At 62.4% G+C, this 26,068-nt stretch carries 23 protein-coding genes and 1 pseudogene; 15 read left to right on the top strand and 9 right to left on the bottom strand.

Annotated elements, in window-relative coordinates:
* Nucleotides 1–371: 371 nt before the first annotated feature.
* A complete protein-coding gene (locus NV382_RS08470; RefSeq protein WP_470423654.1) occupies nt 372–1,127 on the top strand; it encodes an IS6 family transposase in 756 nt (251 codons plus the stop codon).
* A gap of 110 nt (nt 1,128–1,237) precedes the next feature.
* Here the strand turns inward: NV382_RS08470 and NV382_RS08465 are convergent, their stop codons facing one another.
* Nucleotides 1,238–2,200: a LysR family transcriptional regulator gene (locus NV382_RS08465; protein WP_260600061.1), complete on the bottom strand. Its 963-nt coding sequence runs from the start codon at nt 2,198–2,200 to the stop codon at nt 1,238–1,240.
* Nucleotides 2,201–2,673: 473 nt separating this feature from the next.
* On the opposite strand from NV382_RS08465, the gene NV382_RS08460 reads away from it, so the two are divergent.
* From NV382_RS08460 to NV382_RS08450, 3 genes are all read left to right on the top strand, one after another.
* The gene (locus tag NV382_RS08460) at nt 2,674–3,531 is read left to right on the top strand and encodes an SDR family oxidoreductase (RefSeq protein ID WP_260600060.1); all 858 of its coding nucleotides are present in this window, start codon (nt 2,674–2,676) and stop codon (nt 3,529–3,531) included.
* A gap of 507 nt (nt 3,532–4,038) precedes the next feature.
* Nucleotides 4,039–4,332 carry a TetR/AcrR family transcriptional regulator C-terminal ligand-binding domain-containing protein gene (locus tag NV382_RS08455; RefSeq protein ID WP_260600059.1) on the top strand — a complete coding sequence of 98 codons (294 nt, stop codon included), beginning with the start codon at nt 4,039–4,041 and terminating at the stop codon, nt 4,330–4,332.
* Nucleotides 4,333–4,431: 99 nt separating this feature from the next.
* Nucleotides 4,432–5,328 carry a LysR family transcriptional regulator gene (locus NV382_RS08450; RefSeq protein WP_260600058.1) on the top strand — a complete coding sequence of 299 codons (897 nt, stop codon included), beginning with the start codon at nt 4,432–4,434 and terminating at the stop codon, nt 5,326–5,328.
* Between the two features lie 226 nt (nt 5,329–5,554).
* Here NV382_RS08450 and pgl read toward each other — a convergent pair whose 3' ends face one another.
* The 3 genes and pseudogenes from pgl to NV382_RS19650 all read right to left on the bottom strand — a co-directional run.
* Nucleotides 5,555–6,259, bottom strand: coding sequence for a 6-phosphogluconolactonase (pgl, locus tag NV382_RS08445; RefSeq protein ID WP_260600057.1), 705 nt, complete (start codon nt 6,257–6,259; stop codon nt 5,555–5,557).
* Between the two features lie 309 nt (nt 6,260–6,568).
* Nucleotides 6,569–6,937, bottom strand: coding sequence for an alpha/beta fold hydrolase (locus tag NV382_RS08440; protein WP_260600056.1), 369 nt, complete (start codon nt 6,935–6,937; stop codon nt 6,569–6,571).
* 11 nt (nt 6,938–6,948) lie between these two features.
* Nucleotides 6,949–7,332, bottom strand: a pseudogene (locus NV382_RS19650) (alpha/beta fold hydrolase); the annotation flags it as partial.
* Nucleotides 7,333–7,943: 611 nt separating this feature from the next.
* Here NV382_RS19650 and NV382_RS19575 point away from each other — a divergent pair.
* From NV382_RS19575 to NV382_RS08410, 6 genes are all read left to right on the top strand, one after another.
* Nucleotides 7,944–8,297, top strand: coding sequence for an alpha/beta fold hydrolase (locus tag NV382_RS19575; RefSeq protein ID WP_312026778.1), 354 nt, complete (start codon nt 7,944–7,946; stop codon nt 8,295–8,297).
* 246 nt (nt 8,298–8,543) lie between these two features.
* Entirely contained in the window at nt 8,544–9,107 is a 564-nt protein-coding gene (locus NV382_RS08430) for a hypothetical protein (protein ID WP_260600055.1), read from the top strand.
* A 373-nt stretch (nt 9,108–9,480) separates the two neighbouring features.
* Entirely contained in the window at nt 9,481–9,933 is a 453-nt protein-coding gene (locus tag NV382_RS08425) for a nuclear transport factor 2 family protein (protein WP_260600054.1), read from the top strand.
* 86 nt (nt 9,934–10,019) lie between these two features.
* Complete coding sequence (locus NV382_RS08420; protein ID WP_260600053.1) at nt 10,020–11,126, top strand: ABC transporter substrate-binding protein; 1,107 nt, start codon at nt 10,020–10,022, stop codon at nt 11,124–11,126.
* The gene (locus NV382_RS08415) at nt 11,116–11,376 is read left to right on the top strand and encodes an Atu4866 domain-containing protein (RefSeq protein ID WP_260600052.1); all 261 of its coding nucleotides are present in this window, start codon (nt 11,116–11,118) and stop codon (nt 11,374–11,376) included. The genes NV382_RS08420 and NV382_RS08415 overlap by 11 nt, the downstream gene beginning before the upstream one ends.
* Before the next feature lie 70 nt (nt 11,377–11,446).
* Nucleotides 11,447–11,611 (top strand): aldo/keto reductase, encoded by a 165-nt coding sequence (locus tag NV382_RS08410; protein WP_260600051.1) that lies wholly within the window; start codon nt 11,447–11,449, stop codon nt 11,609–11,611.
* 15 nt (nt 11,612–11,626) lie between these two features.
* Here the strand turns inward: NV382_RS08410 and NV382_RS08405 are convergent, their stop codons facing one another.
* Nucleotides 11,627–12,535, bottom strand: coding sequence for a LysR family transcriptional regulator (locus NV382_RS08405; RefSeq protein ID WP_260600050.1), 909 nt, complete (start codon nt 12,533–12,535; stop codon nt 11,627–11,629).
* Between the two features lie 259 nt (nt 12,536–12,794).
* Between NV382_RS08405 and NV382_RS08400 the strand changes: the two genes are divergently transcribed.
* A complete protein-coding gene (locus tag NV382_RS08400) occupies nt 12,795–13,511 on the top strand; it encodes an IS6 family transposase (RefSeq protein WP_260600049.1) in 717 nt (238 codons plus the stop codon).
* 48 nt (nt 13,512–13,559) lie between these two features.
* On the opposite strand, the gene NV382_RS08395 is transcribed toward NV382_RS08400, so the two are convergent.
* Nucleotides 13,560–16,268, bottom strand: coding sequence for a TonB-dependent receptor (locus NV382_RS08395; RefSeq protein WP_260600048.1), 2,709 nt, complete (start codon nt 16,266–16,268; stop codon nt 13,560–13,562).
* A 204-nt stretch (nt 16,269–16,472) separates the two neighbouring features.
* Entirely contained in the window at nt 16,473–17,909 is a 1,437-nt protein-coding gene (locus NV382_RS08390) for an MFS transporter (RefSeq protein WP_260600356.1), read from the bottom strand.
* A gap of 128 nt (nt 17,910–18,037) precedes the next feature.
* Here NV382_RS08390 and NV382_RS08385 point away from each other — a divergent pair, with 128 nt between their 5' ends.
* Nucleotides 18,038–19,051 (top strand): LacI family DNA-binding transcriptional regulator, encoded by a 1,014-nt coding sequence (locus NV382_RS08385; protein ID WP_260600047.1) that lies wholly within the window; start codon nt 18,038–18,040, stop codon nt 19,049–19,051.
* A gap of 114 nt (nt 19,052–19,165) precedes the next feature.
* Nucleotides 19,166–19,882, top strand: a complete 717-nt coding sequence (locus NV382_RS08380) for an IS6 family transposase (protein ID WP_260600046.1) — start codon at nt 19,166–19,168, stop codon at nt 19,880–19,882.
* 10 nt (nt 19,883–19,892) lie between these two features.
* Here NV382_RS08380 and NV382_RS08375 read toward each other — a convergent pair whose 3' ends face one another.
* Entirely contained in the window at nt 19,893–20,105 is a 213-nt protein-coding gene (locus NV382_RS08375) for a DUF2924 domain-containing protein (RefSeq protein ID WP_260600045.1), read from the bottom strand.
* A gap of 2 nt (nt 20,106–20,107) precedes the next feature.
* Nucleotides 20,108–20,635, bottom strand: coding sequence for a DUF3489 domain-containing protein (locus tag NV382_RS08370; protein WP_260600044.1), 528 nt, complete (start codon nt 20,633–20,635; stop codon nt 20,108–20,110).
* A gap of 662 nt (nt 20,636–21,297) precedes the next feature.
* On the opposite strand from NV382_RS08370, the gene NV382_RS08365 reads away from it, so the two are divergent.
* Both NV382_RS08365 and NV382_RS08360 read left to right on the top strand, forming a co-directional pair.
* The gene (locus NV382_RS08365) at nt 21,298–24,531 is read left to right on the top strand and encodes a TonB-dependent receptor (protein WP_260600043.1); all 3,234 of its coding nucleotides are present in this window, start codon (nt 21,298–21,300) and stop codon (nt 24,529–24,531) included.
* Between the two features lie 31 nt (nt 24,532–24,562).
* Nucleotides 24,563–26,056: a tryptophan halogenase family protein gene (locus NV382_RS08360; RefSeq protein ID WP_260600042.1), complete on the top strand. Its 1,494-nt coding sequence runs from the start codon at nt 24,563–24,565 to the stop codon at nt 26,054–26,056.
* Nucleotides 26,057–26,068: the final 12 nt, after the last annotated feature.

Genomic DNA, 26,068 nt, shown 5'->3' with positions numbered 1-26,068 from the left:
AACCAGAATCTGGTTCGTTTAGATGGCGATGGGTCGAAACATCGATACCCAGCCGGAGCCACAGCGAGAACATAGGCAGGTCTTTCGCTGAACAAAGTGATAGCGAAGACGGTCAACTTAATGCCCTAACCAGATAGGAAGTCAGCGGTGCACTAGGTCTGACAGCGCCACTGCAACTCATCTTTCGGACGCTAGTGGCGTGCGGCGACGTTGCCAACGGCTACGAAGCCCTACCTTAGTCTCGGCGATTACTCACGCCGCGTTCACGACCCCAAACTACGGCGCCGCTGCGACGGTTGACGCCGATTTTGGCATATAGCCTGGCGACATGATTACGCACGGTATCGCGCGAGAGGGCTCTGTCAGACCAAATGCACCGATCGTTAGCGGGGCGGGGTAGGGCGATTGGTATACCCCGCCCCCGCAAACCCGCCAGTCCGTTTCGCTACTTCAACTCGTCACCCGAGGTGATCCGCTTGGTGGTGATGATGTACGTTCGATTTCCGCTATCGTTGCGCAACGTCGAAGACCTGCTGTTCGAGCGCGGGATCGACATCTGCCATGAGACGGTGCGGATGTGGTGGAACAGGTTTGGTCCGATGTTCGCAGGCGACATTCGCCGGCAGCGTATTTCGCGAATGCGTGGTTTTCGTCACTGGCGGTGGCACCTGGACGAGATGTACGTGAAGCTAAACGCGGAGATGGTCTACCTCTGGCGAGCGGTGGATCACGAGGGCGAGATCCTCGAGAGCTACATCACCAGGACGCGTGACAAGGAGGCAGCGCTCACCTTCATGAAGAAGGCGCTGAAGCGGCATGGCAGCCCTGAGGCGATCACCACTGACGGCCTTCGCTCCTACCGTGGAGCGATGAAGGAGCTCGGCAATGCCGAGAATCAGGAGGTCGGACGCTGGGCCAACAACCGGGTTGAGAACAGCCACCTGCCGTTCCGACGAAGGGAGCGAGCGATGCTGAGGTTGAGGCGGATGAAGTCGCTACAGAAGTTCGCCAGCGTGCACGCCAACGTCCACAATCATTTTAACCTCGAACGCCATCTCGTCGATCGCGAGACCTACAAAGAACGCCGCTCAGCTGCACTGGCTGAGTGGAGCATGATCGCGAGCTAGGCTATCCTGCTCAAAGAGCGAAGTGCATCGTGTGGAGAGCAGTTCGCATTAGACTGACAGCACCCATTAAGGCGGTGGCTCCTCGATGCGGAGATCAGCCGCGCAGCCCATCAATGCCGACGTGGCCCCGGTAAGGCGTGCTCCCAGAAAGGAGGGTCGCCTACTTCCACGGCCAACCAGTCGACAAGCGCGTCGACGACCGGGCGACGCTCCCGCCGTCGTGCGCGGAGGGCCCACATCTCAAGCGGAACGGGGTCCGCGTCCAGTTCTAACAGCAGGACACCTGTCGCATTCAAGTCCTGGGGAAGGAAGAAGCTGGGAAGCATGCAGACGCCGAGCCCTGCTCGGACGGCCTCCCACATCGCCTCGCCACTGTTGGCCAGAAAGCCGACACGGTCGGGACGAACGGATCTCGGTTCGCCGTCGGGGCCGAGAAAGAGCCATTGTCCGCTCGCCTGTACCAGGCTGTAGGCGACAGCTCGGTGACTTGCGAGATCCGCAAGCGATGACGGGCGCCCATTTGCGGCGATGTAGGCTTCGCTTGCGCAGGCGAAGCGGCGGATGCGGCAGAGCTTCCTTCCCACAAGATCGCTATCTGTCGGCTGGCCGACCCGAAGTGCGAGGTCGAAGCCACCACCGGCGATATCATCATAGCCATCGGAGAAGTCGATGCGCGCATCGAGCGCAGGGTGGGCGGCGAGAAAGCGACAGATCATCTTACCGAGATGAGCCACGCCCAGCCCCGAGGGAGCGCTGATGCGCAGTGTACCGCTCAGTTCGTTCTCGGGCGCGCTGACTGTGTGGACGAGTTGATCCACGGTCGTTAGCGCCTCCTTAACTCCGTCGTAAAACTTGCGACCTCGGTCTGTTAGGACCAGGCGAGCACCCCGGATAAAAAGGTTCGCGCCCAGCGTCCTCTCCATTGCTGCGACACGGTTGCTTATGACGGACTTGGCGAGGCCGGAGCGCCGCGCAGCAGGCGATATCCCGCCAGCCTCGACGACGTCGACGAACGTCCGCGCTGCGGCAAGGTCTAGGTTTGGCGTCGGCCTTCTCACGATGGATCTTTCCATTCGTCCATCCTTGTCGAACGCAATCTGATCACTGTCGCCGCGGTTGGGCGATCTCCACCTGCCGCACGCGCCACGTCTCGTATATCTGAGCTGCTTTCGTTCGGCTAGACCGAACGCGATGTACGGCCGGCGAGCACCTGACGTTCATGGGATGGCGCCCCTACCTTCGATTCATGAATACCCGCCAATCGAAGGAGGATCCCCCCCTGCCAAAGCCAGCGGACGGCTCTTCTGGTCGGCTCATCCGACGAGGTAGCCGAGAAGATTATCGCGGTGCACGAATTGCTCTGGAACGACCGGCTGCTTCCGCAGATCGACATTGGCTCGCTCCCCTTCGTCAAGGCCGCATGCGTGATCGAACGTCCCGCAACGCATGTGCTTCCGCAGGTCCGCCGAGCCTTCGCACGCCAGCCTAGTCGACCCGATCCCGAACTCATCGGACGCAATCCAATTCAAAGCACAAAGGAATAATCATGTACGCGATTACCGGAGCATCCGGCCAACTCGGTCGGCTCGTCGTCCAAGAACTGCTTAAAACCCACTCACCGGGTGAAATCGTGGCCGCCGTCCGGTCCCCCGAGAAAGCTGCCGATCTCGCCGCCCTTGGCGTGGTGGTACGACATGCGGACTATGACCTGCCCGAGACCCTGGATGCCGCTTTCGCCGGCGTCGACAAGGCGCTGCTGATCTCGTCGAGCGCGGTCACCGGACGCTTTGCGCAGCACGAAGCCGTCATCCGGGCGGTCAAAAATGCGGGGGTCGGCCTACTTGCCTACACCAGCATGCTGCGCGCCGACACGTCGACCGCGAAACTGGCGATCGAGCACAACCAGACGGAACAGGCGATACGCGCTTCGGGAACGCCCTGGGTGATGCTGCGCAACGCCTGGTACACTGAGAACCATCTCTTGTCGCTCGACGCCGCGCTAGCTCACGGTGCCTTCGTCGGTGCTGCGAAAAACGGCTTCTTCTCGTCGGCCGCACGCATCGACTACGCGGTCGCGGCCGCAGGGGCGCTCACTGGCGAAGATCAGGCGGGGAAGGTCTACGAACTCGCCGGGGATGACAGCTTCACGCTTGGTGAACTGGCAGCGGAAGTCGCTCGGCAATCGGGCAAGGCAGTCGTCTACAACGATATGAGCGAAGCGGACTACAAGGCGTTGCTGGTGAGCGTCGGCCTGCCGGAGCCGCTCGCCGACATGCTCGCCGATGCCGATGCTCGCGTCGCCGACGACGGCGTACTGTTTGATGGGGGGCGGGCGATGAGCACCCTCATCGGCCGTCCGACGATACCCATGAGGCACGTTGTCGAACAGGTTCTGCGCGGCTGATCCCCGTCGCCGACATCCGCATCCGTCCTCCTCGGCCAAGGAAAAACCGGTTGTGAGGCGACTTTGGCCCAACTGAAGGAAGGACGGTTTATGTTCGCATTCCCGCTTCGTGTGGCTTGGTCTGGCCGCCATCTCTACACCCGCCGCGCCCGTCCTGGCGAAGCAAACCCCGCTCGCCGGCTACCAAGCGGCGGAACCCCTCGCCAGGCAGCACCTCGAAAAGTTCGGCACGCTCGACTTCGACATGTTCTCCAACCAGCAGTGGGATCGTCTGAAGGAGGACGATGCCCCCTGGGATCAAGGTCCAGCCGTTCTGACTCCGGCGCCTGAGCGACAACATACCTCCACTTCACGAATAAAGTCGCGCTGTTCGGCGAGGTGCTCCGCACGACCATAGGCAACTTGCACGGGGGACTTCCTGTGCCTCGACCGCGGCATGACGAGGCGACAGGCGATTTCCTGCGACGCTCGGTACCACCAATCCTGCGGGAACTGCAGGCTAGCGGCATGATTACGGTGCCCGGGCTCGTCGCGGCGGAAGGGCGACGCTTCCCGGAGCTGGCGAGGACTTATCACGAGAACGCGATCGAACCGGTAATGCGGTTAGCACGGCTATACGCACGCCGCGCCGAGCGGCGCGGTGAGGTGCGCAGCGACGGCCTGTCACGTCTGCCGTTTCTAGCTGCCGCTCCGGTAGTTACCGCAACGCTGTGGAACGGACTGTTTGCTTCTGGCGAATATCTCGATGTGGCCATCGTCTTCGAGTCCTGGGTCGATCTCGTATATAGGATCCCAGACTAGAAGCGAGACCCGACAGACTATCATGCGCCCTGTTTGCTGAGCGTAGCTGAACCTTAGAATTCCGGCTTTGACTACAAGAAAGGCGAGCAGGCCAAGACGATGGACGAATTTGGGGATCTTCGCCTGTTCACGCGGATCGTGGCGGCCGGCAGCCTCTCGGAGGCGGCACGCCGGCTAAACATGTCTCTCGCAGTCGTTAGCCGGCGGCTCGCTGCGATCGAAAACAGGCTCCGAGTTCGCCTCATTGACCGCGCGTCGCGAAAGTTTGAGTTGACCGATGAAGGCCGGCTGCTTTATGCCCGGGCGCTTCAGATCGTCGATGACTTGGAAACCACCCTTGCAGAGCTGGACCGAGCGTCGGGGGTTACGAGGGGAAGGCTTCGCATCAGCGCTCCAAATGAGATCGGGCGTCGCCTCGTGGCCCCGCTGTGCGGTGAATTTGTGGCGAAGTATCCCGAGGTCGTCGCGGATCTGTCTTTCACCGACAGTCGTCCTGACGTGCTTGAAGCAAATCTCGACATCGCGGTCGTGACGAAGCGCCCCATCGATGGCGACACCATTCATCGCAAGCTGATCGAAAGCCGCCGGGTCGTCTGTGCCTCGCCAGAGTACCTTGCACGACACGGCAGCCCGGCGACGCCCGACGATTTGCTTTCGCATAATTGCATTCGCGCGCGGCGCGGTGATCGCATTTATGACGGTTGGACCTTTCTCGGGCCAGACGGCCCGCGCGAGTATTCCGTTTCGGGGACACTAGTGACCGATTCCAACGACGTCATTCACCGGTGGGTGCTTGACGGCAGCGGAATCGCGGTGAAGGCGCTGTGGGACGTTCGAGCAGATATTGAAGCGGGACGGTTAGTGGAGGTCCTTGGCGATTACGCGTGTGACGACATCTGCCTTTACGCAACGCATGTCACACGAAGACACGTTCCTCCTCGAATTCGATTGTTTATCGACCTTCTAGCCGAGCGGCTGCCGCAACTTTGTGGGTAACCCTTCTAATGATCCAATCACGTCATCGACGTCGCATAAGTCCAAGCACCTGGAAGGACGTCATTATTCGCACCGAGGCAACGCCAAGCGGTCAGAAATCTGGATCAAGTGCGTGCCGGTTGCCGATGATGTGTTCTAGTTCTTTGGAGACGGTGTTCCATTTCGCCTCATGTGCGTCCTGAGCGCAGGCGCTCGGGCAGGCGGAGGAGTTCCGCTCCCGCAGACGCTATTCGTTACACCAGTGGATAACGATCGCCTGCTCGGCTTCCGCCAGCACACGGCCGATCGGAAGGCGTGATTGCTGGCCGTCCTTGATTGCGCCTTCCAGCACTTCGCGCTTCTTCGCACCCGTCAGTACGATCATGAGCGCGCGGGCAGAGAGTATCGCGCCGCGTGTCATTGTAACGCGCGGATAAGGCTGATCCGCCGGCAGTGGATCAGGCATCACGCCGATCGCACGGCGCTTCTTGGGCGCATCCAGCGCCGTATCGAAATCCGGCCCGGGGAAGATGGATGCCGTATGACCGTCCTTGCCCATTCCGAGCAGGACCAGATCGGGCGGCCATGGCAGATCTTGCAGCCGTGCGTCGGCGGCGGCGCCGGCCTGCTGGTAATCCTCGTAATCCGCGCCGAGCGGCACAACGCGCGCGCCTTTGGACAGGAAGATCTTGGCGAGCATGCCGGCGTTGGAGGCGGGATCGTCCACCTTCACCAGCCGATCGTCGACCGGGATGATCGTGACCTTCTTCCAATCGAGCTCTTGGCTAGCGAGCTTCTCATAGGCGGCGATCGGGGTCTTGCCGCCGGAGAGCGCCAGCAGGCAACCCTTGCGAGCCTCCAATGCCTTTGCGATGATTAAGCCGATATCGCCGGCGATTGCACCGACCCACTCATCACGGGAATCATACTCCCACCATTTCACCTTAATCACGCCAACTCACTCCACCTCGTTCGATCAGGGCGAAAGCGGCCAGGCCAGCGGCCGGCCGCACAGGGTTTGGGCACTACGCCGTTGAAGGCTCTAGCCTTGCGGTTCACGTGATCCAATTCGCTGACGTTCTGAACCGCATCTTCATCGACCGATGCTCAATGAGCTGGAGCGCTAGCAGCTTGTCATTGTGAGGCTCGGACGCAGTACAAAAGCACTGATAAAATTGGCTCGATTGCAGCGGATGCTGAATCTCGCGGCTTTCCGGACATCCCCTGGAGGAGACCTGACATGGCTCCAAGGCGATCAGCCTCAACGTGACGCCGCGGGGACCTTCGACCAGAAATCGAGAATCGCGGCCATGAACTCCGTCGGGCACTCCTCAGGCACGAAATGCCCGCACTCTTTCAGGATCACGCCCTGAGCATGATCACTACGACCGACGAGTGATTTGGCGAGCCCGTCCCCGACACCGCTTTCGGCTCCGACGGTCAGAACCGGGGGCGCTATGCCGATCTTGTTGCGATCGGCGGCACGCTTTATCGCGTCATCGCTGAAGTTGACCCGGTAATATTCGAACCCCGCTCTCGCGGCACCGGGCGCGGACAAGTTACGGACGTACTCGTCAAGCGTAGCCGCATCGACGGTCCACCTCCGGACATTTTCACCGAGAAGAACCATGTCAGAAATGCCCGCTCATGCCCCTGAATGAGAACCTCGGGGAGAGTATCGAGGCGATTGAACGCGAACTGCCATGTTCGCAGTGTCTCCAGATCCGTGGGAACCGCTGCCGCCGATGCCGCTGTCATCCCTGGCACCCGCGCGTCAGATAGGACAAGCCGCCGGACATCGCCTGGGTAGAGTCGGGCATGTGTATAGGCGATCCAGGTTCCGACATCGTGGCTGACAATGTCTACGCCGCCGGGCCGCGCGAGGCCGGCCGCCGCAATGAACGCATGGATGTCGGCAGCGCTGGTTTCGAGATCATACCCGGTGGCGGGTTTGTCACTATCCCCGAATCCACGTGGGTCGATCGCATATACCTTTCGCCCCGCCTTGACGAAAAGAGGGATCATTGAGCGCCATGCCGACCAGCTTTCGGGCCAGCCCGGGATGAGGAGGACCGGATCGCCCTGTCCCGCCGTGACGTAGTGAAGCCGGATGCCATTGGCGACGATGGAGCCATGATCCAGCTTGACCTCTGCGCTCGCTGCTTCGCGCACAGGCGCGGCGGTGCTGGCCACCGCCGTAAGCGCTAATCCGAGCGCGGCTATCAAGGTACCGTATATTCTCATCGTTATGTCCTTTTTCGAAAGGTCATCGGCGTCCGGAGTGTCGTTTCCGCTCCACACCCCGACGGGCCGGCCGGACGACGCGCTTCGACACCGGCTGGACGGCCTCCACGACGCAACGGCTGCATCGTAGATAACGCCACTGCGCTTCCGCTCGACCTCCTGCGCCTCGGGCTTCCTTGACCGCGGTTCTGCCCGTTATGTTAGCAGTGAACACAAGACTCGAAACACTCCATATTCGTCCGAAAGTGGTATGGCCCCTTGCGAAATCAGCAAGCAGGGTTTTGCACCGGATCCACACGGCATTCGTTCTGAAAGGCGACATTAATAATCAGGCAACGCCATGACTCTCTACGCCACCGCTTCAGGGCGGTGTTACGGATGTTAGGCCGCGACTGCCTCGCCTTCTCCCGATTATTCACGAAGGGACCCGCCATGGCCATCCGCACCGCCGCAGACGGCATCCAAATCTTTACAAGGATCTGTGTGACGGTGCAGCCACGCCAATCGTTTTCTCGCACGGCTGGCCTCTCTCGTCGGACGAATGGGACGCGCAGCTGCTCTACTTCCTGGGCAAGGATTACCGCGTGATCGCGCACGATCGGCGCGGCCATGGACGCTCGACCCAGACGGAGGAGGGTACCGACGTGGACACCTATGTCGCCGATCTGCTTTCGCTGACCGATGCGCTGGACCTCAAGAGCGCGGTCCACGTCGGGCACTCCACCGGCGGCGAGACAGCACGCTAAGTGGCACGCGCGTCTCGGGGACGTGTGGCGAAGCTCGTGCTGATCGGCGCCGTGACGCCGCTCATGGTCAAGACGGACGCGAACCCCGACGGGGTACGCCATGTGGGTCTTCAACGAGTGCCGCGCCAATCTCGCCGCGAACCGCACGCAGTTCTACCTCGAGATTGCAAAGGGTCCTTCCTGCGGGTTCAACCGAGAGGGTAAGGATCAGCAGGTCGGTGTCACCCTGACTAGTGGTGTCAGAGCATGGCCGACGACGCAAAGCCGTTTTCCCGACCGCGTGACGCCCCAATCACCGACGCTGCCCTAGGGCATCTGCTTAACGTATGTACGGCAAGCGAGGGCGAAGATGAGTTTGAGGATATCTCCCAGGGAATGAACACTTTCTCTCCCGCGAAGCTCGGACGCGGAGGCACCGCATGCCGGTGGCTCTTCGAGCCTTCGGGCGAGGTGAGCAAGGCTGGGCGGACCTTCCTGCTTGGCCAACTGCTCGGTGCGCCGTTGGCGACGCTCATGGGGGCAATCTGTGCACTCACTGTAACGGCCGTAGCGCTTCTGCGAAGCGGGGGCGCGATCTATAGCGTATTCGTCGGTCTTGAAGTGACACTCCTGGCGTGGCGCCTCATTGATTGGGGGCAACGGAAGCACCGATCCCGCCGCGAGCCCAGGTATGTTCCCACCATTGATGGGTCGGCGCTGCTGTCTGCTTTATGGTGCACGCTGGAGGGAATGCTTGCTGTCGCGCCGTCCTCGATCCCTATGCCGTTCTCGGTCACCAGGATGGGTTTCTTCGACACGCGTGCTGCATAACGGACGGCGCCGGCGAGCCCGGCCGGGTAGTATTCCTGGTTGAGCTGCGTCAGGACCGATCCCTGCGGCGGCGCGACGGCGCCCTTAGCGTCGATCCGTTCGCGCGGGACCGGTGAGAGGATGCTCGAAAACGTACGCTAAGCATCCCGACCGATCTGATGGAGGCGTAGCGGCCTGAACCGCTCGCGTGGTTTGTCCATCTCGTTCCATAGGTAGAGGGCGAGCCATGCTAAACAACCTTACGTCCAAACAGTAGCCATCATACTGGTTAGCGATGCTTACCGACCCATACATTAGTTGAGGGATTGTCGCACGGCCGTCGCCGATCCATCTGCCTTCCAGCAGTCACGTCGACAAATGCGAAGGAGGCATGATGACCCTGCAGACCAGCAACAAGGAGCTTGTCCGTCACGCCTTCAGGACGTGGGCGGCAACCGGCACGGGTGTGTTCGACATCCTGGCCGATAACGTCCGCTGGACGATCGCGGGGTCCGGACCCTCGGCCCAGACCTTCAACGGTCGCGCGGCATTCCTCAAGGGCGCATTCAACCCGATCGCCGCGAGCTTTGCCGGGCCGATGGTGCCGACCATTCGTGATCTGATTGCAGATGGCGACACGGTGGGGGTGCGCTGGGATGGGGCCGCGCCGATGAAGGACGGCCAGACTTATCGCAACAGCTACGCGTGGTTCTTCACGCTGGGGGACGGCAAGGTTGTCGAGGCGACCGCGTTTCTCGACCTGCCGACCTACGATGCCGCGCTGGCGGGCACAGCCCTGCCGCCTTGGCCCGAGGCCGCACCGGACAACGTGGGGCCAGACGCATGAACAGACGACAGGTGATGGCCGGCGCTGCGGCGCTGGTTGCGGCGACCACTCTCCCCGGAGCGGCACAGACAAGAAGGAAACAGACAATGAGCAATCCGATCCGCATCGGCTTCTGCACCGATCTGAGCGGCCCCTATCAAAGCGTCGATGGGCCAGGCGGGGCAGAAGCGATCCGTATGGCGATCGCCGACCTTGGCGGTAGTGTCGCGGAGCGGCCGGTCGAGCTGCTGCTCGGCGACCATCGCAACGACGTGACGGAAGCCGCCTCGATCGCGCAGCGCTGGTATGGCCAGGAGGGCGTGGATGTCGTGATCAGCGGCGTCAACTCCGATACCAGCCTGGCGCTGACCAGCGTCGCGGCCGAGGTCGGCAAGCCGATCCTGATCGTTGGTGCGGGAACCTCGGTACAGACGCGCGAGCGCTCGGCGCCGGGAATCATTCAGTACGCCTATGACACGGTGGCGCTCGCGACCGTGCCGGGGCTGGTGCTGACCCGTCAGGGCGACAAGCGCTGGTTCTATATCACCGCCGATTATCCGTTCGGGCGCGAACTGGAGGCGCATGGCCGCGCGGCGGTGATGGGTGCCGGGGGTACAGTGGTCGGCTCGGTCCTGAACCCGCACGAGGCGGACGATTTCACACCATATGTGCAGGCCGCACTCGATAGCGGCGCGCAGGTGCTTGGGCTCGCCAACGGCCATGCCGAACTGATCAAGGCGATGGCCGCGATGCGACGCATGGGCGTCCGCGACCGGATGAAGCTGGTTGGTCTGCTTACGTTCGTCGGGGACATTCACGAGATGGGGCTGGAGGAAGCGCAGGGCCTGTACCTCGCCGACAGCTGGTTCTGGACTCGCGATGCCGAAAGCCGCGCTTGGGCGAAACGCTTCCATGCGTCGCAAAAGGTGATCCCGTCCTCGCTGCAGGCGGCGGATTATTCGGCGGCGACGCAATATCTGCGCGCGGTGGGGACGACGGGTACGACCGACGCCGGCGCGGTAATGGGCCACCTGCGCGGTGCGACGCTGAACGATATGTACGTGAAGAATGGCCGCATCCGCTCGGACGGTACGATGCTCCACGACATGCACCTGCTGCGCGTCAAGACGCCCGCGCAGTCGACCGGCCCTTGGGACGTCTACGACCACGTTGCGACCGTACCGGGTGCGGAGGCCTTTCCCAGTGGCAAGTGAGCCTGCCACGCACCCCTATGTCGGTCTCTGGGTCACGGCCGATAATTGCGTGCGTCACGCGCTACTGCCAAACGGCCGCTACGACGAGGCGCGGGGCGTGCGCGAAAGCGCCTATCAGGGCCGCTACGAAGTAATTGGCAGCCATATCGATTATCGGGACGACACCGGCTTTACCGCCGACGGCGAGTTCATCGACGCGGACACGCTCCATCATGGCGGGATGGTGCTGTGTCGACGCCCGCACGGTTGAGGGAGATCACGATGCAATACAAACAGCTCGGAAACACCGGCCTGATGTCTCGCGGCTATGCCTCGGCACCATGACCTTCAGCAATGGCACCGGCGTCTACCAGCATATCGGCAACGTCGATCAGGCGGGCGCGGACGCGTTGGTGAAGGCGAGCGTCGATGCCGGGATTAACTTCTTCGACACCGCCGACATCTACTCGCACGGCCATAGGGGCGTCAGTGCGTCGGGCAACTGAACATGGGCGGTCAGGTCAGGGAGCGCGCCACATTGCGGACTGTTTTCTGACGTGATCGACAAAGGCGCGCAGCTTGGGGGCATGATTGCGGCGATCGGGGTAATAGAGAAAGAACCCCGGGAACGGCGGGCAGAACGCCTCCAGCACCGCCACCAGTTCGCCCCGTGCGATATGTTGGCGGAACGTCTCCTCTAGCCCCAGCGTGAACCCGCCACCTGCAAGCGCGGTGTTGACCATCACCCGCATCTCGTTGGTAGTAACCTGCGGATTGACGACGACCTCGAACCGGCGTCCGTTCTCCTCGAAGTCCCAGCGATAAGGCGCGACCGCGGGCGAAGGTCGCCACCCGATGCAGCGATGGGTGACCAACTCGCGCGGGTGCACGGGCGTGCCGTGCCGGACCAGGTGAGCGGGGGACGCCACAACCAGCTGGCGCTGGTCGCCGGATGCGGGCACCGCGATCATATCCTGCTCGATCAACTCACCCAGCCGCACGCCGGCATCATATCCGGCCGCGACAATGTCGAACTCGTCGTCGGTTACGGTCACATCGAGCTGCACGCCGGGGTGGGCGTCGACGAAACTTGCGAACAGCGGGCCGGCCAAAAACCGCTCGGCGATCGACGACACCGCCAACCGCAATTGCCCGCTCGGTGCCGTGTCGCGATCCATCGCTCCGGCCAGCGCCGCCTCGACATCGGCAAGCGCCGGCGACACGCGCGCGTGGAGCGCCTCGCCCGCCTCGGTCATCCGCACGCTCCGCGTCGTGCGGTGGACCAGCGCGATGCCGAGCGTATCTTCCAGCTTGCGGAGCGACTGGCTGACCGCAGACCGGGTCACGCCCAGCCGCTCGGCCGCAATTCGAAAGTTGCGCGTATCAGCGACCGCCAGGAAGACGGTCAGGCTATTGAGATCGGCGGCCATTGGTTACTCGGGCTTACCGATCTGACCGGCCGTAGCAAATAGCCTTTGTCGGGCTCTGTCAGAGCAATTGCACCAATCGTTAGGCGGGGTGGGGTATGCCCGCGTCGCGCAGCAACGCCACAGCACGCTCAATTTCGGCGCTTGGCTGGACGCGGCCGATCGCCGCCTGGATGATCGGCCTCGTGGTGATGATGTACGGGCGGGGCTCTGTCAAACCAAATGCACCGATCGTTAGGAGGGGTGGGGTAGGGCGATCGGCATGTCCCGCCCCCGCAAACCCGCCAGCCCGTTTCGGTACTTTAATTCATCGCCAGAGGTGATCCGCTTGGTGGTGATGATGTACGTGCGTTTTCCGCTGTCGTTGCGCAACGTTGAGGACCTGCTGTTCGAGCGCGGGATCGACATCTGCCATGAGACAGTGCGGATGTGGTGGAACAGGTTCGGTCCGATGTTCGCAGGCGACATACGCCGGCAGCGTATCTCGCGCATGCGCGGCTTCTGTCACTGGCGCTGGCACCTGGACGAAATGTACGTGAAGCTGAATGGCGAGATGGTCTACCTCTGGCGAGCGGTCGATCACGAAGGCGAGATCCTCGAGAGCTACATCACCAGGACCCGCGACAAGGAGGCAGCACTTACCTTCATGAAGAAGGCGCTGAAGCGTCACGGCAAGCCAGAGGCGATCACCACTGACGGCCTTCGCTCCTACCGTGCAGCGATGAAAGAGCTCGGTAACACAGAGAAGCAAGAGGTCGGACGCTGGGCCAACAACCGAGTGGAGAACAGCCATCTGCCGTTCCGACGACGAGAGCGAGCGATGCTCAGGTTCAGGCGGATGAAGACGCTACAGAAGTTCGCCAGCGTGCACGCCAACGTCCACAACCACTTCAATCTTGAACGCCATCTTGTCGACCGTGAGACCTACAAGGAACGCCGCTCAGCCGCGCTGGCTGAGTGGGGCCAGATCGCGAGCTAGGCGGTTGTGCTCAAAGAGCGAAATGCATCGTGTGGAGAGCAGTTCGCATTAGACTGACAGCACCGTCACGTTCGCTGCGGTCTGCGGGGCATTGGGCGCGTTGTAGACGATATAGGGGGAGCCCGGCGTCGTGTTGATGATTGGCGCGTTGATCGCGACGGAGTTGCGCAGGAAACCAAAATCGGGACGCGAGATCGCCCGCGAATAGGCGAAACGCAGGAAGTCCTTGTCGTCGATCCCGAACCGCACGTTGAAGCTCGGCAGCCAATTGACGTGCGAGGACTTGAACGTGTCGGGCGTCACGCCGCCATTTGCGAAGGCGCGGATCTGCGGTGTCAGGTAGCAGCTGATGTTGACGATGTTGTTCCCGCTGAGCGGCGTGCCGCACGGTTGCAGGTTGTTGAAGACGGTAGCGCTGGGGAAGGCGATGCTCCCCTCGCTGTCCACCTTGGTGCGAACGGCGCGGATGCCAACATTGCCGACCACGTTGATCGTGTCAAAGATCGTCTTGTCGGTCCCGCCGAAGCGCAGCATGGCATAGGCTGCTTCGGCGCGCTCCCGTACCCTCAGCACCTCGCCCTGCGTGAAGCAATCGTCCACCGTCGCTTCGGTGCGCTCGCAGATCGCGGTGTAGCCTGGCAGGATCGGCGCGTTGCGCGCCGCGCCCAGCGCGGAGATCAAGCCGCCGAAGTCCTGCAAAGTCGGGCGATTGAGATAGACAAGCTGGCCGTTCGGGTATGTGCCGCCGCTATAGAAGCCACCCATGTCGTACGATTCCCAGATCCCGGCGCCATAGCCCTGGAAATCGGGATGCCCGGCATTGCCGCCGCAATTGCCAGTATTGGTTGGATAGGCACCGCCGGTGGTGTTGTCGGCGTTGAACCCGGGCCCGTTGCAGTTCCAGTTCGCCGCGATCGACGTCCAGTTGAACGTCGAATAGCGCACCGTCTGGCGCCGGTTAGCGTAACGCGCACCGACCTTCAGCGAATCAAGCCAGCCACCGTCCTCGAACTCGTATTCCGCGTCGCCGCGCAGGGCGAACTCCTTGCCGTCATTGTCCTCGACATGGCCCTGAATGAACGGAATCCAGTAGTTGTGCGGATTGGATAGGCCCCCTGCGGCATAGTTGACGTTAGAGCCGGGAAGCAGGGTAACCTGCGGCGTACCATCCTTGTTTACCGCATATTGCGCGTTAGCCATCGATCCGGCGGCGACCAGGATGTCGTTATTGTAGGTCGAGGCATTGATATACTGTATGTCGGCGTTGAGGTGCAGCCGCTCGGTCGGATCCCAACGGATGTTGCCGGATAGATCGCGCGTGCCCTCCCGGTGGGCGAAGTTCCGCGCCTCGTTCTGCAGATAGATGCCGTCGCGCGGATTGTCGCCGCAGACGCCCGCCCCGCAGTAATTCACGAACGGTAGGCCCGGTACTGCCGAGCCTGCGTTGATCGCCGCCTGCACACTGTCATAGGTGCCGCTGAAACTGCCATGCGCCTGGGTGATGGTCCCCGACTGGAGCATGCCGTCCGCTCCGAACACCAGAGCCGGGGTGCCGGGTGCCGGCCCGAGCACGCTGGAGGTGCGGGGATTGAACGCAGGTGTGCCGAAGTAATTGCCCTCGAAGATGACGTGGCTGGCGCGTTCCAGCCAAGCGTTCCGATAATGGGAATCGGTATATTGCACCGTGGCGCGCAGCGTCCCGGCGTTGTTCTCGAACTGCCCGGCAAAGGCCATGCCGCGACGCTTGCGGTCGTAATCGACCTGTGAAAAACGCACGCCGTCAGGGATGAAGGCGAAGCCTGTCCCGCCGAACGGGTTGGCGGTGCAGCCGATGCTGCCGTCGGTCACGTTGCCCGCGGCCGGCGTACCGAAGCCTGCCGTGCAATAGGTGTCGATCTTGTCCATGATCACGCTTTCGGTGCGCGTCACGACGTGGCTTTGAGCGTAGTCCGCCAGCAGGCCGAAGCGGCCGATGCCGGTATCGGCGGAATAGCTGATCAGTCCCGAAAACTCGGGTGTCCAACGATCCGATTTATCGCCATAATTCTCACGGAAATTGCCGGTGACCACCAGCCCCCTTTGATCGAGCGGCAGGCGCGTCCGCAGGTTGACGGTGCCGGCGATACCGCCCTCGATCATCTCGGCCGTCTGGTTCTTGTACGCATCGACCCCGGCGAGCAGCTCGGGGGATACGTCGTTGAAGTTCAACCCGCGCGCCGAATCCGCTGAGAAACTGTCGCGGCCGTTAAATTCGGTGCGGACTTGGGTGAGGCCGCGGATCAGCACGCCGGTCGGCTCGCCCGACGGATGCGTGCTGTCGTCGGCAGACTGCAACCGGTTGACCGTGATGCCGGGAACGCGCTGGAGCGCCTCTGCTGCCGATTTGTCGGGGAAAGCGCCGATGTCGGTCGCGGTGATCGAATCGACGAAGGTGTCGGCGTTCTTCTTGATGTTCTGCGATGTCGCCAGCGCAGCCTTGACGCCGACTACAACAACATCGGCGGAGGTGTCTGCACTAGCCGCATCGCCCGAGGCCGAACCGCCGGTCGAGGATTGCTGGGTCTGGGAGGCCGTGTCGGCGACATCGGAGGACTGGGGCGCCGCGGGTACGTTGGTAGTCGACGCGCTCCCGGCGGCACTTGGCGATGCGGGCGTTGATCCGGCGCCTGGAGCCGCCTGGCTCAGCGCCGGCGTGCTGCATAGCAGCCCTGCCGCGATCGCCATGGTTGATCCACCACCGCGCAGAATAAGCCGCATGCTGTTGCTGTACATCGTTGTCCCACCTCCTGTTGTACGGCGCCTAAGACGCTCTGATTCCCCATCAGCAAATGCATCCATCGCTGAAGTTGCAAGAATTTGCGTAAACGCGACAGGATTGCAAGCGGCTTTTGCCTTATTATTCGACTGATATCGCTACCAATCGCGCATCCCTAAAAATATCTATGCAAAGTTTTGCACGGATTACTCCGAGGCGTTTTTCTTCCAGCCGAGCGTAAGCGCCGCGAGCAAGAACGCAGCGGCCGCCATGGGCATCATCAACGATGCGTCTCCCGCCAGCAGTTGTTGAACGACGAAGCCCAGGATCGACGCGGCGACGAGCTGCGGCAGCACGAGGAAGATGTTGTGGATCCCCATGTACACGCCAGTCTTTTCCTGAGGCACGGCATTCGCCACGATGGCGTAGGGTGCCGATAATATCGATGCCCAGGCGGATCCTATGCCAATGGCCGGGATCCACAGCCAATCGGGCGAGGGCATGGCAACCATCCCGATCATACCTGCGGCGCCGAGTGCCAGGCTGGCGGCATAGCAGCGGTTGACCCCGAACAGGATGGAGAGGCGCGGCAGCAGCAAGGCTGCCGCGGTTGCCACCGCATCGTGCGACGCGAACAGGATGCCGACCCATTTTGCGCTTGTGGCGTAGCCGGACGACGCGGGATCGCTGGTCCCGAAATAGTGCATGGCGACCGCGGGGACCGCATAGACCCACATCGCGAACAGGCCGAACCAGGTAAAGAACTGGACGATGGCCAAGCGGCGCATCGCAGGTGGCATCACGGCGATATCATCGACGATCTCGATCAGCCCCGAGATTGGGCGACCCTGGCGGCAGCGGCGGACGAGCAACCCTTGCAGCACACCATATCCGGCTAGGATCGCCGCGATCAGATAGATTTCTTGCCGCAACCCGCTCAGTCGCGCGATGAGTGCGGTCACGCCGCCGGCGATCAGCCAGGCGGCGGCGGCACGGTATGAACGCGCCGCGCTCGGTCGATCGGCTTGCGATCTCGGTAGAGAGCATGTCGCCGCGGGCTCGTGCGTCCTCGCGATGGTCCAGCCGACGCTGACGAGCAGGCCTATGGCACCGATCCAGAACGCCAGGCGGATATTGACCGGCAGGCCGACCACGGGCAGGTGATCTGGAGCGATGGCTTCGGCGATCAGCCACGGCAGGCACGAAGCGAACACAGCGCCGACTCCGATGAAGATCACCTGCACGGTATATCCGGCGGCGCGCATCTCGGCGGGCAGGATGTCGGCGAGCAGCGCCCGCAGCGGCTGCATGGCTATGTTCGCCGATATCGTTAGCAACCAGAATGCCGTGATCGCGGCGGACAGGCTCGCCGCACTGGCCATTGCCACCATCGCGGCGGCCGCCATGAGCGCTCCGACCGCCAGATACGGACGGCGCCGCCCGAACCGGCTTCGTGTGCGGTCGCTGAGCCAGCCTACGATCGGCTGGACGACAAGACCGGTGACCGGCGCTGCGATCCACAGGATTGGCAGGTCCGTGATGCTGGCGCCGAGCGTCTGAAAGATGCGGCTTGCGCTGACGTTAATGAGGCCCCAGACGATCTGTACGCCGATCAGACCGACGCTGGCATTGGCGACGTGCATGATCGACAGGCGGGGGACCCGCGCGACTGTCTCGGGCGTGTGCGGTTCCGCTCTGATCTCGCCCCTCTGCAATCCTCGTTCCCGTAAGACTATCCGCGCTCGCTGCGACCCGTATAAGACGTGACGTCATGGGTATAGCGGGTAGCAGCAAAACCACTCTGGAGGATCTTGCCAAGCTGGCGGGCGTCTCCGTGTCGACCGTGTCGCGCGCGCTGAACGATCAGCCGCTGATCAGCGCACGGACCAAACAGCGCATTTGGGCGCTTGCCCGCGATCACGATTATCCGTTCCGCGCCTCGATGCCGAGCTCGCCGATTGGTGCGGAAGGGGCGATCGCGATCGTGACTCCTTATACGCGCGGCCGGCCGTTGCCGCTTTCGCATCCGTTCTTTCTCGAACTGCTCGCCAGCATCGGGGAGGCCGCGCGCGCGCGGGATTGCGACTTCACCGTCAGCCATATCGCCGCCGCCAGCTATGAAGACCTGATCCGTAGCACCACCACAAGCCGCGCGAGCGGCGTCATCTTCCTGGGTCAGGCGGCGCTGCACGAGGAGTTCAACCGCCTGGCCGATACCAGTGCTCGTTTCGTGGTTTGGGGCGCCCACCTGCCGGGGCAACGGTACCGATCGGTCGGTTCGGACAACGTGCTGGGCGGTCGTCGTGCGACGCAACACCTGTTGCGCAGCGGCCGCCGCCGTATCCTGTTCCTTGGCGGCAACGATCCCGAAGCCCTACAGCGACGCCGCGGTCATCTCGACGCGCTCGCTGACGCTGGCCTTATGGCCGACCCCAACCTGACAGCCCAGGTTGAATTCGAACTAGAATCCGCCGAAGCCGCCACCGCCTACGCCCTCGAACAGAAAGTTGCGTTCGATGGAATTTTTGCTGCAAGTGACTTGATGGCGCTCGGTGCGATGCGTGCGTTGCGTCGCGCGGAGCGTTCTGTACCCGGAGAAGTGGCCGTTGTTGGGTATGATGACATGTTGCTTGCCCGGCTTAGCACGCCCACGCTGACTACGGTTCGGCAGGATACCTTTGAGGCGGGTCGGCTGCTGGTATCGAGCATACTTGATCCCGGCAGGGCCAGCGGTCGAGGTGTGCTGCCTACCGAACTGATCGTAAGGGAGTCGTGTGGCTGTTAGTCTAGATCTATCGGTGATCGAGCGCGCTTTTACATGCCAATTTCTGAGCCAACATCCGGGCTCTGTCAGAGAAAATGCACCGATCGTTCGGCGGGGCCGGGTAGGGCCATTGGCATGCCCCGCCCCCGCAAGCCCACCAGCCCGTTTCGGTACTTCAACTCATCACCCGAGGTGATCCGGCTGGTAGTGATGATGTACGTGCGCTTTCCGCTGTCGCTGCGGAACGTCGAGGACCTGTTGTTCGAGCGCGGGATCGACATCTGCCATGAGACGGTGCGGCACTGGTGGAACAGGTTCGGTCCCTTGTTTGCGGGCGATATCCGCCGGCAGCGTATCTCGCGCATGCGCGGCTTTCGTCACTGGCGCTGGCACCTGGACGAGATGTACGTGAAGCTGAATGGCGAGATGGTCTACCTCTGGCGTGCAGTGGATCACGAGGGCGAGATCCTCGAGAGCTACATCACTAAGGCCCGCGACAAGGACGCAGCGCTACGCTTCATGAAGAAGGCGCTGAAGCGGCATGGCAGCCCCAAGACGATCACCACCGACGGTTTGCGCTCCTACCGTGCAGCGATGAAAGAGCTCGGAAATGCCGAGAAGCAGGAGGTCGGACGCTGGGCCAACAACCGGGTCGAGAACAGCCATCTGTCCTTCCGAAGACGAGAGCGAGCGATGCAGAGGTTCAGGCGTATGAAGACGCTACAGAAGATCGCGAGCGTGCACGCCAACGTCCACAACCACTTTAATCTCGAACGCCATCTAATCGACCGTGAGACCTACAAAGAACGCCGCTCAGCCGCACTGGCTAAGTGGAGCATGGTCGCGAGCTAGGGTGTCCTGCTCAAAGAGCGATATCCAGCGTGTGGAGGGCGGTTCGCATTAGACTGACAGCACCACCCAGCGCCTTCGCCTGCATTTCATAGCCAAGCGCCATTCGCAGGAAGCTCGCGCTGATGCGGGGCGCAAGCGTGCCGGTGACTGCCTTCCATCGGTCCTGCAGCTGCGCTGACGACAGGATCGCCAGCGCCGCCAGATCGTCGTCGAGCTTTGCCATGATCAGGCCGCAACAACGATGGTGTAGCAGGTCACGTCGCCGCGCTTGCCCCTGGCAATGGCATGGCCCTTCTTGCGCAGGCCGGTCAGTGCCGCTCGCGTCGTGTGCGGCAGCCAGCCGGTCGCCTCCACCATCTCGATCAGGGTGGCGCCCTCATCGCGCTGCAGCAGCGCGATGACTGCGGCGCTCTTCGAGCCTGCGCGGGGAGCCTCGGTGTCGGCGGGCTCGGTCAGTTCGATGCCGGGTGTCGAAGTCTCTCCGCCGTTGCTGACGCCGATGGCGGCTCGACCGGCGTCGTTGATGACCAGCGCGAACCGCTCGTCGCCCTCGGCGCGCCACACGGTACCGGTAGTCGGGCCGACTACTTCGCCGACCAGCTTGTGCTTCAGAAGGGCAGGGAGTGCCTTGGCGATGCGGTCCGGCTGATCGGCGATCGTCGCCGCCACCGGAAGGAGGTTGCCATCATCCCGCTGGGTGGCGGTCGACAGCAGGATGAGGTGGAGGTCGTCGAGTTTGAAGGTGCGTGCCATGAGTGGCTCCTGTGATCGGAGCAGCACCGCGCTGCTCCCACCACCCACAGCCCTGCCGGTCAGGACCGGTTCGGGGCAGCCGCTGGGGTCTTCCGGCGGCGTTCACGGGCACACCAATGCTCGGCTTGCAGCGGAAGTCGAATGGTATCTGCTCGGGTATGGGAGAATGTCGATCACCGCCGGGTCAGCGAACATGAGCGCGGGCATCACCAGAAACGCTCAATGCGTGCTGCGCAACACATCGAACCAAAGCTTTCGGGTGATCGTATCTGCCCCTCAATGAGCTGTCCTGAAGGCGACACTCGGTAAGAAAGGACCATTCACATCATGCGAGCCTTGCGACCTTTCCGAAGGGCGCGGGCGCCATACCTACTTGCGTTCGGTGCTTTCCTTATATGGCGATATATTGCCTATTGGTGACTTGTATCTTGCGCTCTGATTAAATGAGTGCATCATTCGACGCAGACCGCGCCATAACGAGCAGCGGCGAACTGGGGGCAGTATACATGCGGATCAAGGGTTATCGGGCTAGTCTGATCGCGGGGTCAGCACTCTGGCTGCTGGGGACTTCAACAACAGCTTCGGGTCAGGTTGCTGACGCGGATGCGCAGCCAGCGGGACCGAGCGCCGACGCCGATCAGGGGGACCAAGCTGGTAACGACGTGGTCGTCACGGGCGTTCGCAAAGCACTCGAGACCGCCGCCCGGAAGAAACGCAATGCGGACACGGTCGTCGATTCGATCACCGCCACCGATATCGGCGCCTTTCCCGACAAATCTGTCGCGGAAGCGTTGCAACGCGTGCCTGGCGTAACGGTCATCCGCTCTGCCGCCAAAGACGATGTGATGCATTATTCGGCCGAGCCGTCGGGGGTGGTGATCCGCGGCCTGCAACAGGTCCGGTCTGAGTTCAACGGCCGCGACACGTTCTCCGCTACCTCCGGCTACGGCCTGTCATGGAGCGACATATCCCCGGAACTGATGTCCGGCGTGGATACCTACAAGAACCAGACTGCCGAGATGATCGAAGGCGGCATCGCCGGCACGGTAAACCTGCGCACGCGCCTGCCCTTCGATCAGGCGGGACAGGTGGCGACGTTCAATGTGACGCAGAATTACGGCGACAAGTCGCAACGCGCGACACCCGACCTGTCGGGCATCTATTCGAACCGCTTCGACACCGGCCTCGGCGAGTTCGGCGTGCTGGCCAACGTGGCCTATTCGAAAGTTATCACCAATTCACGCGGCGTGACACTGCCGCGCATGATGCCGTTTGCCCCCGGCACCTATGTACCGGGTGAGACGTCCTACATTCCCTCCGGGATCGGCGTCTCCGATACCGACTATGACCGCAAGCGGTTCGGCATTTCGCTGGCGGGTCAGTGGAAGAGCAAAGACGGCCGCCTCAGCGCTACCGCCCAGTATAACCGGTCGCAATATGACACGAAATGGACCGAGCGGCAGCTGCTCAGCTATTGGGCGTGGGTGGATCCGGCGAGTACCAACCATTCCACCGTTTGGACCGATGCCAGCCTGCTCCAGCCGCCTGACGCGCCTGGGCTCGGTTTCAACCAAGCGGGTGGCGGCACGCCTTTCACGTTCCGCGACGATGGCCTGTTCCAGACCGGCACGATTACCGGTTCGCGCGGCGGCTGGGGTTATGGCTTGCCAAACGGCGATCCTGCGACTGGGTACCTTCCGGGATCGACCGATCAATATGGCGTCCTGCCGAACGGCCTGCCGCTGTTCCAGCCGTGCCTGAATTCCGACTATAGCCACGCCAACCAGCCGTGTCGCGCCGGCGCGCCAGTGGATGTCGCAACGCGTTACTCGCATGAGAAGCGCGTCGTGCAGGATGTGGCGTTCAACCTGTCATGGCAGCCGACCGATCGTCTGTCCTTCACGGCCGACTACCAACGCGTCCATGCCACGAACTATAATTACGATATTACCTTCAACCTGCGCACCTATGCCGACATCGCGCTGGACTTGACCGGTCAATATCCCAGCGTGTCGTTGCTATCGCCGTCGGGCTACAACCAGATCGGTGCGCAGCCCTTTGCGGATCCGCGCAACTATCAGCCGGCATCGGCGATGGATCACATCACCGACAGCAAGGGCAATCTCGATGCTTTCCGGCTGGACGGTTCCTATGCGGTGGAATCGCCCTGGCTCTCGGAAGTGCGGTTCGGCGGCCGCTATGCCAACCGGCGGCAGGAGCATAAATGGTCGCTCTACAATTGGGCGAGCATCACCTCGGACTGGGGCGTCAATCCGGCCGACTCCGCGTTCCTGACCAGCGGTCGTACGCTCAATGCCGATGGCAGCGTTCGCTTCGAAGGTTATGACCCCGGCTATTGGGAAACCCGCTCCTATGCGCAGAACCTGCTCGGCGGCGGAGTGGTCGGCACCTCGCCGCTGGTATTCATGCGGGCCGATATCCTGGCCAATCCGGCCGAGACGTTCCGCCGCTTCAGCGTGACCGGACAGACCGATGAAGGCGGCACGGCGTCCTCGTCGTGGAATCCGATCTGTTCGCGTCCCGACGAATTAGAGGACAGCTGCTTTACACAGGGCGAGATCCTGTCGGTCAGCGAACGGACCAAATCCGCTTACGCCATGGCCAAGTTCGGCGGCGACAATGCCAATCTCGCTGGCATCAACATCACCGGCAATGCCGGGCTGCGCTGGGTCAAGCTCGGCATTCGTAGCGCCGGCGCACTGAACTACGCCGACAAATTCACTGAGGGCGACCTCAACTGCCAGCCGCTGTCGCCGGAGGCGATCGCCGCATTGCAGCCGGGGCAATATGCCATCTCGCCCGCGTGCCTCGCCGTCGGATCTACCGAGGACCGTGCATTCTCAAGCGCCGGCAGCACGCTCTCCGCGGTCAAAACCAATCATGAATATTGGCTGCCGAGCTTCAACCTGCGCGCGGGCTTTGGCAATGACTGGTTCCTACGTTTTGCGGCATCCCGCGCCATCTCCAAGCCGGATATCGGCTTGCTCAAGAACTTCACGACCGTGAAGCGCTCGTTCGTGCCGCAATCCGACATCCGTGTCGGCAATCCGGCGATTATCCTGGATACGGCGGGCAACCCGACCGGCTTACGCTATGGCTATACCGCAGCGACGAGCAATCCGCGGCTCAAGCCGATCAGCGCGGATCAGTTTGATCTGTCGCTGGAAAAATATGACGGCAGCCTGGGATCGTTCAGCGCCGCGGCCTTCTACAAGAAGTTTCACGACTATATCCAGAACGGCCAGTTCTCCGTTCCGATCACCAATGCGGGCGTGACGCGCGACGTGATCGTGACGGGGCCGGTCAACGGCGATGGTGCGTCGATCTACGGCTTCGAGTTTGCGTTCCAGCGCTACTTCGATTTCCTGCCGCAGCCGCTGGATGGGTTTGGCGTGCAGGCCAATTACACGCGCATCTACAATAGTGGGGTCAAGAACGCGAACCTGATCGTGGATACGACGGGTGGGGACACCGTCGCGCGCTCGGCGCTTGCCGGCCAGATCCAGGTCGAGCGACTGGAGAACCTGTCGGACCATTCGTTCAACGCGATCCTGTTTTACGAGAAGCCCGGCTTCGGGGGGCGGCTCGCCTATAATTGGCGTTCGAAATACCTCAATTCGGTCAACGACTGCTGCCTTGGTTTTCCGGTCTGGAACAAGGCCGAGGGCTTTCTCGACGCGTCGTTGCGCTATGCAATCACGCCGAACCTGGAGTTCAGCTTGCAAGGATCGAATCTGCTCAACACCAAGATTAGGATGATGGCGGAGGTGAGTGGCCCGACCAAGGAAGATCCCGGCCGCGCGGTCAAGTATCTGCCGGGCGGCTATTTCGAACAGGACCGCCGCTTCCAGTTTGGCGTTCGCGCCAAATTCTGAGCAGGAAGGTGCCGATCGAAAAGGAATTGCGATGCGGATCGTAGTGCTGGGCGGCGGTACCGCCGGTTGGATGGCGGCGGCGTGCCTGGCACGCGTGCTCGGCACCGAACAGCACACGATCACGCTGGTCGAATCCGACCAGATCGGCACCGTCGGCGTCGGGGAAGCGACGATCCCGCTGATCGAGACTTTCCACCAGATCCTCGGGATCAGCGCGATCGACGTGATCCGGCAGACCGAGGCGACGTTCAAGCTGGGGATCGAGTTCGTCCACTGGCGACACCGGGGAGAGCGGTATTTCCATCCCTTCGGTGCGCTGGGGAGCGATCTCCAGGGCGTTGGCTTCCTGCAGCATTGGCTTCGCGCCCGGGCCGCTGGGGACGACAGTGAACTGACGACCTACAATGTCGAAGCCACCGCCGCTGCCAGCGGTCGTTTCGGCATGGTGCAGCCAGTGCAGGGCGGCGCTCCACCACTGCATTACGCCTATCATTTTGACGCATCGCTCTACGCGCAAATGTTGCGTCGCTTTTCGACCGGCCTTGGGGTGGTACGGAAGGAAGGCAGGGTGGCGGACGTGCGGCGTGACGGCGAGGGGGGCGATGTCGCTGCGCTCGTCCTGGTCGACGGCCGCGAGGTTGCGGGTGACTTCTTCCTCGATTGTTCGGGCTTTCACGGCCTCCTGATCGAGCAGACATTGGGCGCGGGTTACGACGATTGGAGCGAGTGGCTGCCGTGCAATCGCGCACTGGCGGTGCAGAGCGAGCGGTTGGACGTGCTGCCGCCTTACACTCGCTCCACAGCGCTTGAGGCGGGCTGGCAGTGGCGCATTCCCTTGCAGCACCGCACCGGCAACGGGCATGTGTTCTGCGACGCCTTCATCTCACAGGATGAAGCGGCGTCCCGGCTGCTCAGCGGGCTCGACACGCCCGCCTTGGGCACGCCGCGCCTGCTGAGCTTCGTCACCGGGCGGCGGCGGCGCACCTGGATACGCAACGTCGTCGCGCTCGGCCTGGCCGGCGGGTTCGTTGAGCCGCTCGAGAGCACGTCGATCTTCATGGTCCAGTCGGCGCTGACCCGACTGATGACGATGTTCCCGCGCAACGGCCGGGTGAGTCCGCGCGTCGTCGACGCCTATAACGATGCCATGGCCAGGGAGTGGGAGTGCGTCCGCGACTTCATCATCGCGCACTACAAGGTCACCGAGCGCGAGGACACGTCGTTCTGGCGACATTGCCGCCACATGACGATCCCGGACAGCCTGGCCGAACGACTGGCACTGTTCGAGGAGGAAGCGCTGTTCCTCGATCAGCCGCACGATCTGTTCAAGGAAGCCAATTGGAATGCCGTGCTGATCGGCCAGGGGCTGATCCCGCGTCGCCATCACCCGGTTGCGGATCTTGCCCCGATCGACGCGCTGCGGCTGCAACTCGGCCGCATGCGGGCCGAAACCGCCCGTCGCGCCGTCATTTTGCCAAGCCACAACGCCTATCTCGCGCGCTGCACCGCGCGCCCTGCCGCCTGACTGCGGCATCCA

The organism is Sphingomonas endolithica, from assembly GCF_025231525.1.
GTDB lineage: Bacteria > Pseudomonadota > Alphaproteobacteria > Sphingomonadales > Sphingomonadaceae > Sphingomonas > Sphingomonas endolithica.
The sequence above is the reverse complement of the archived record's forward strand: the minus strand, read 5'-3'. Positions and strand labels throughout refer to the sequence as shown.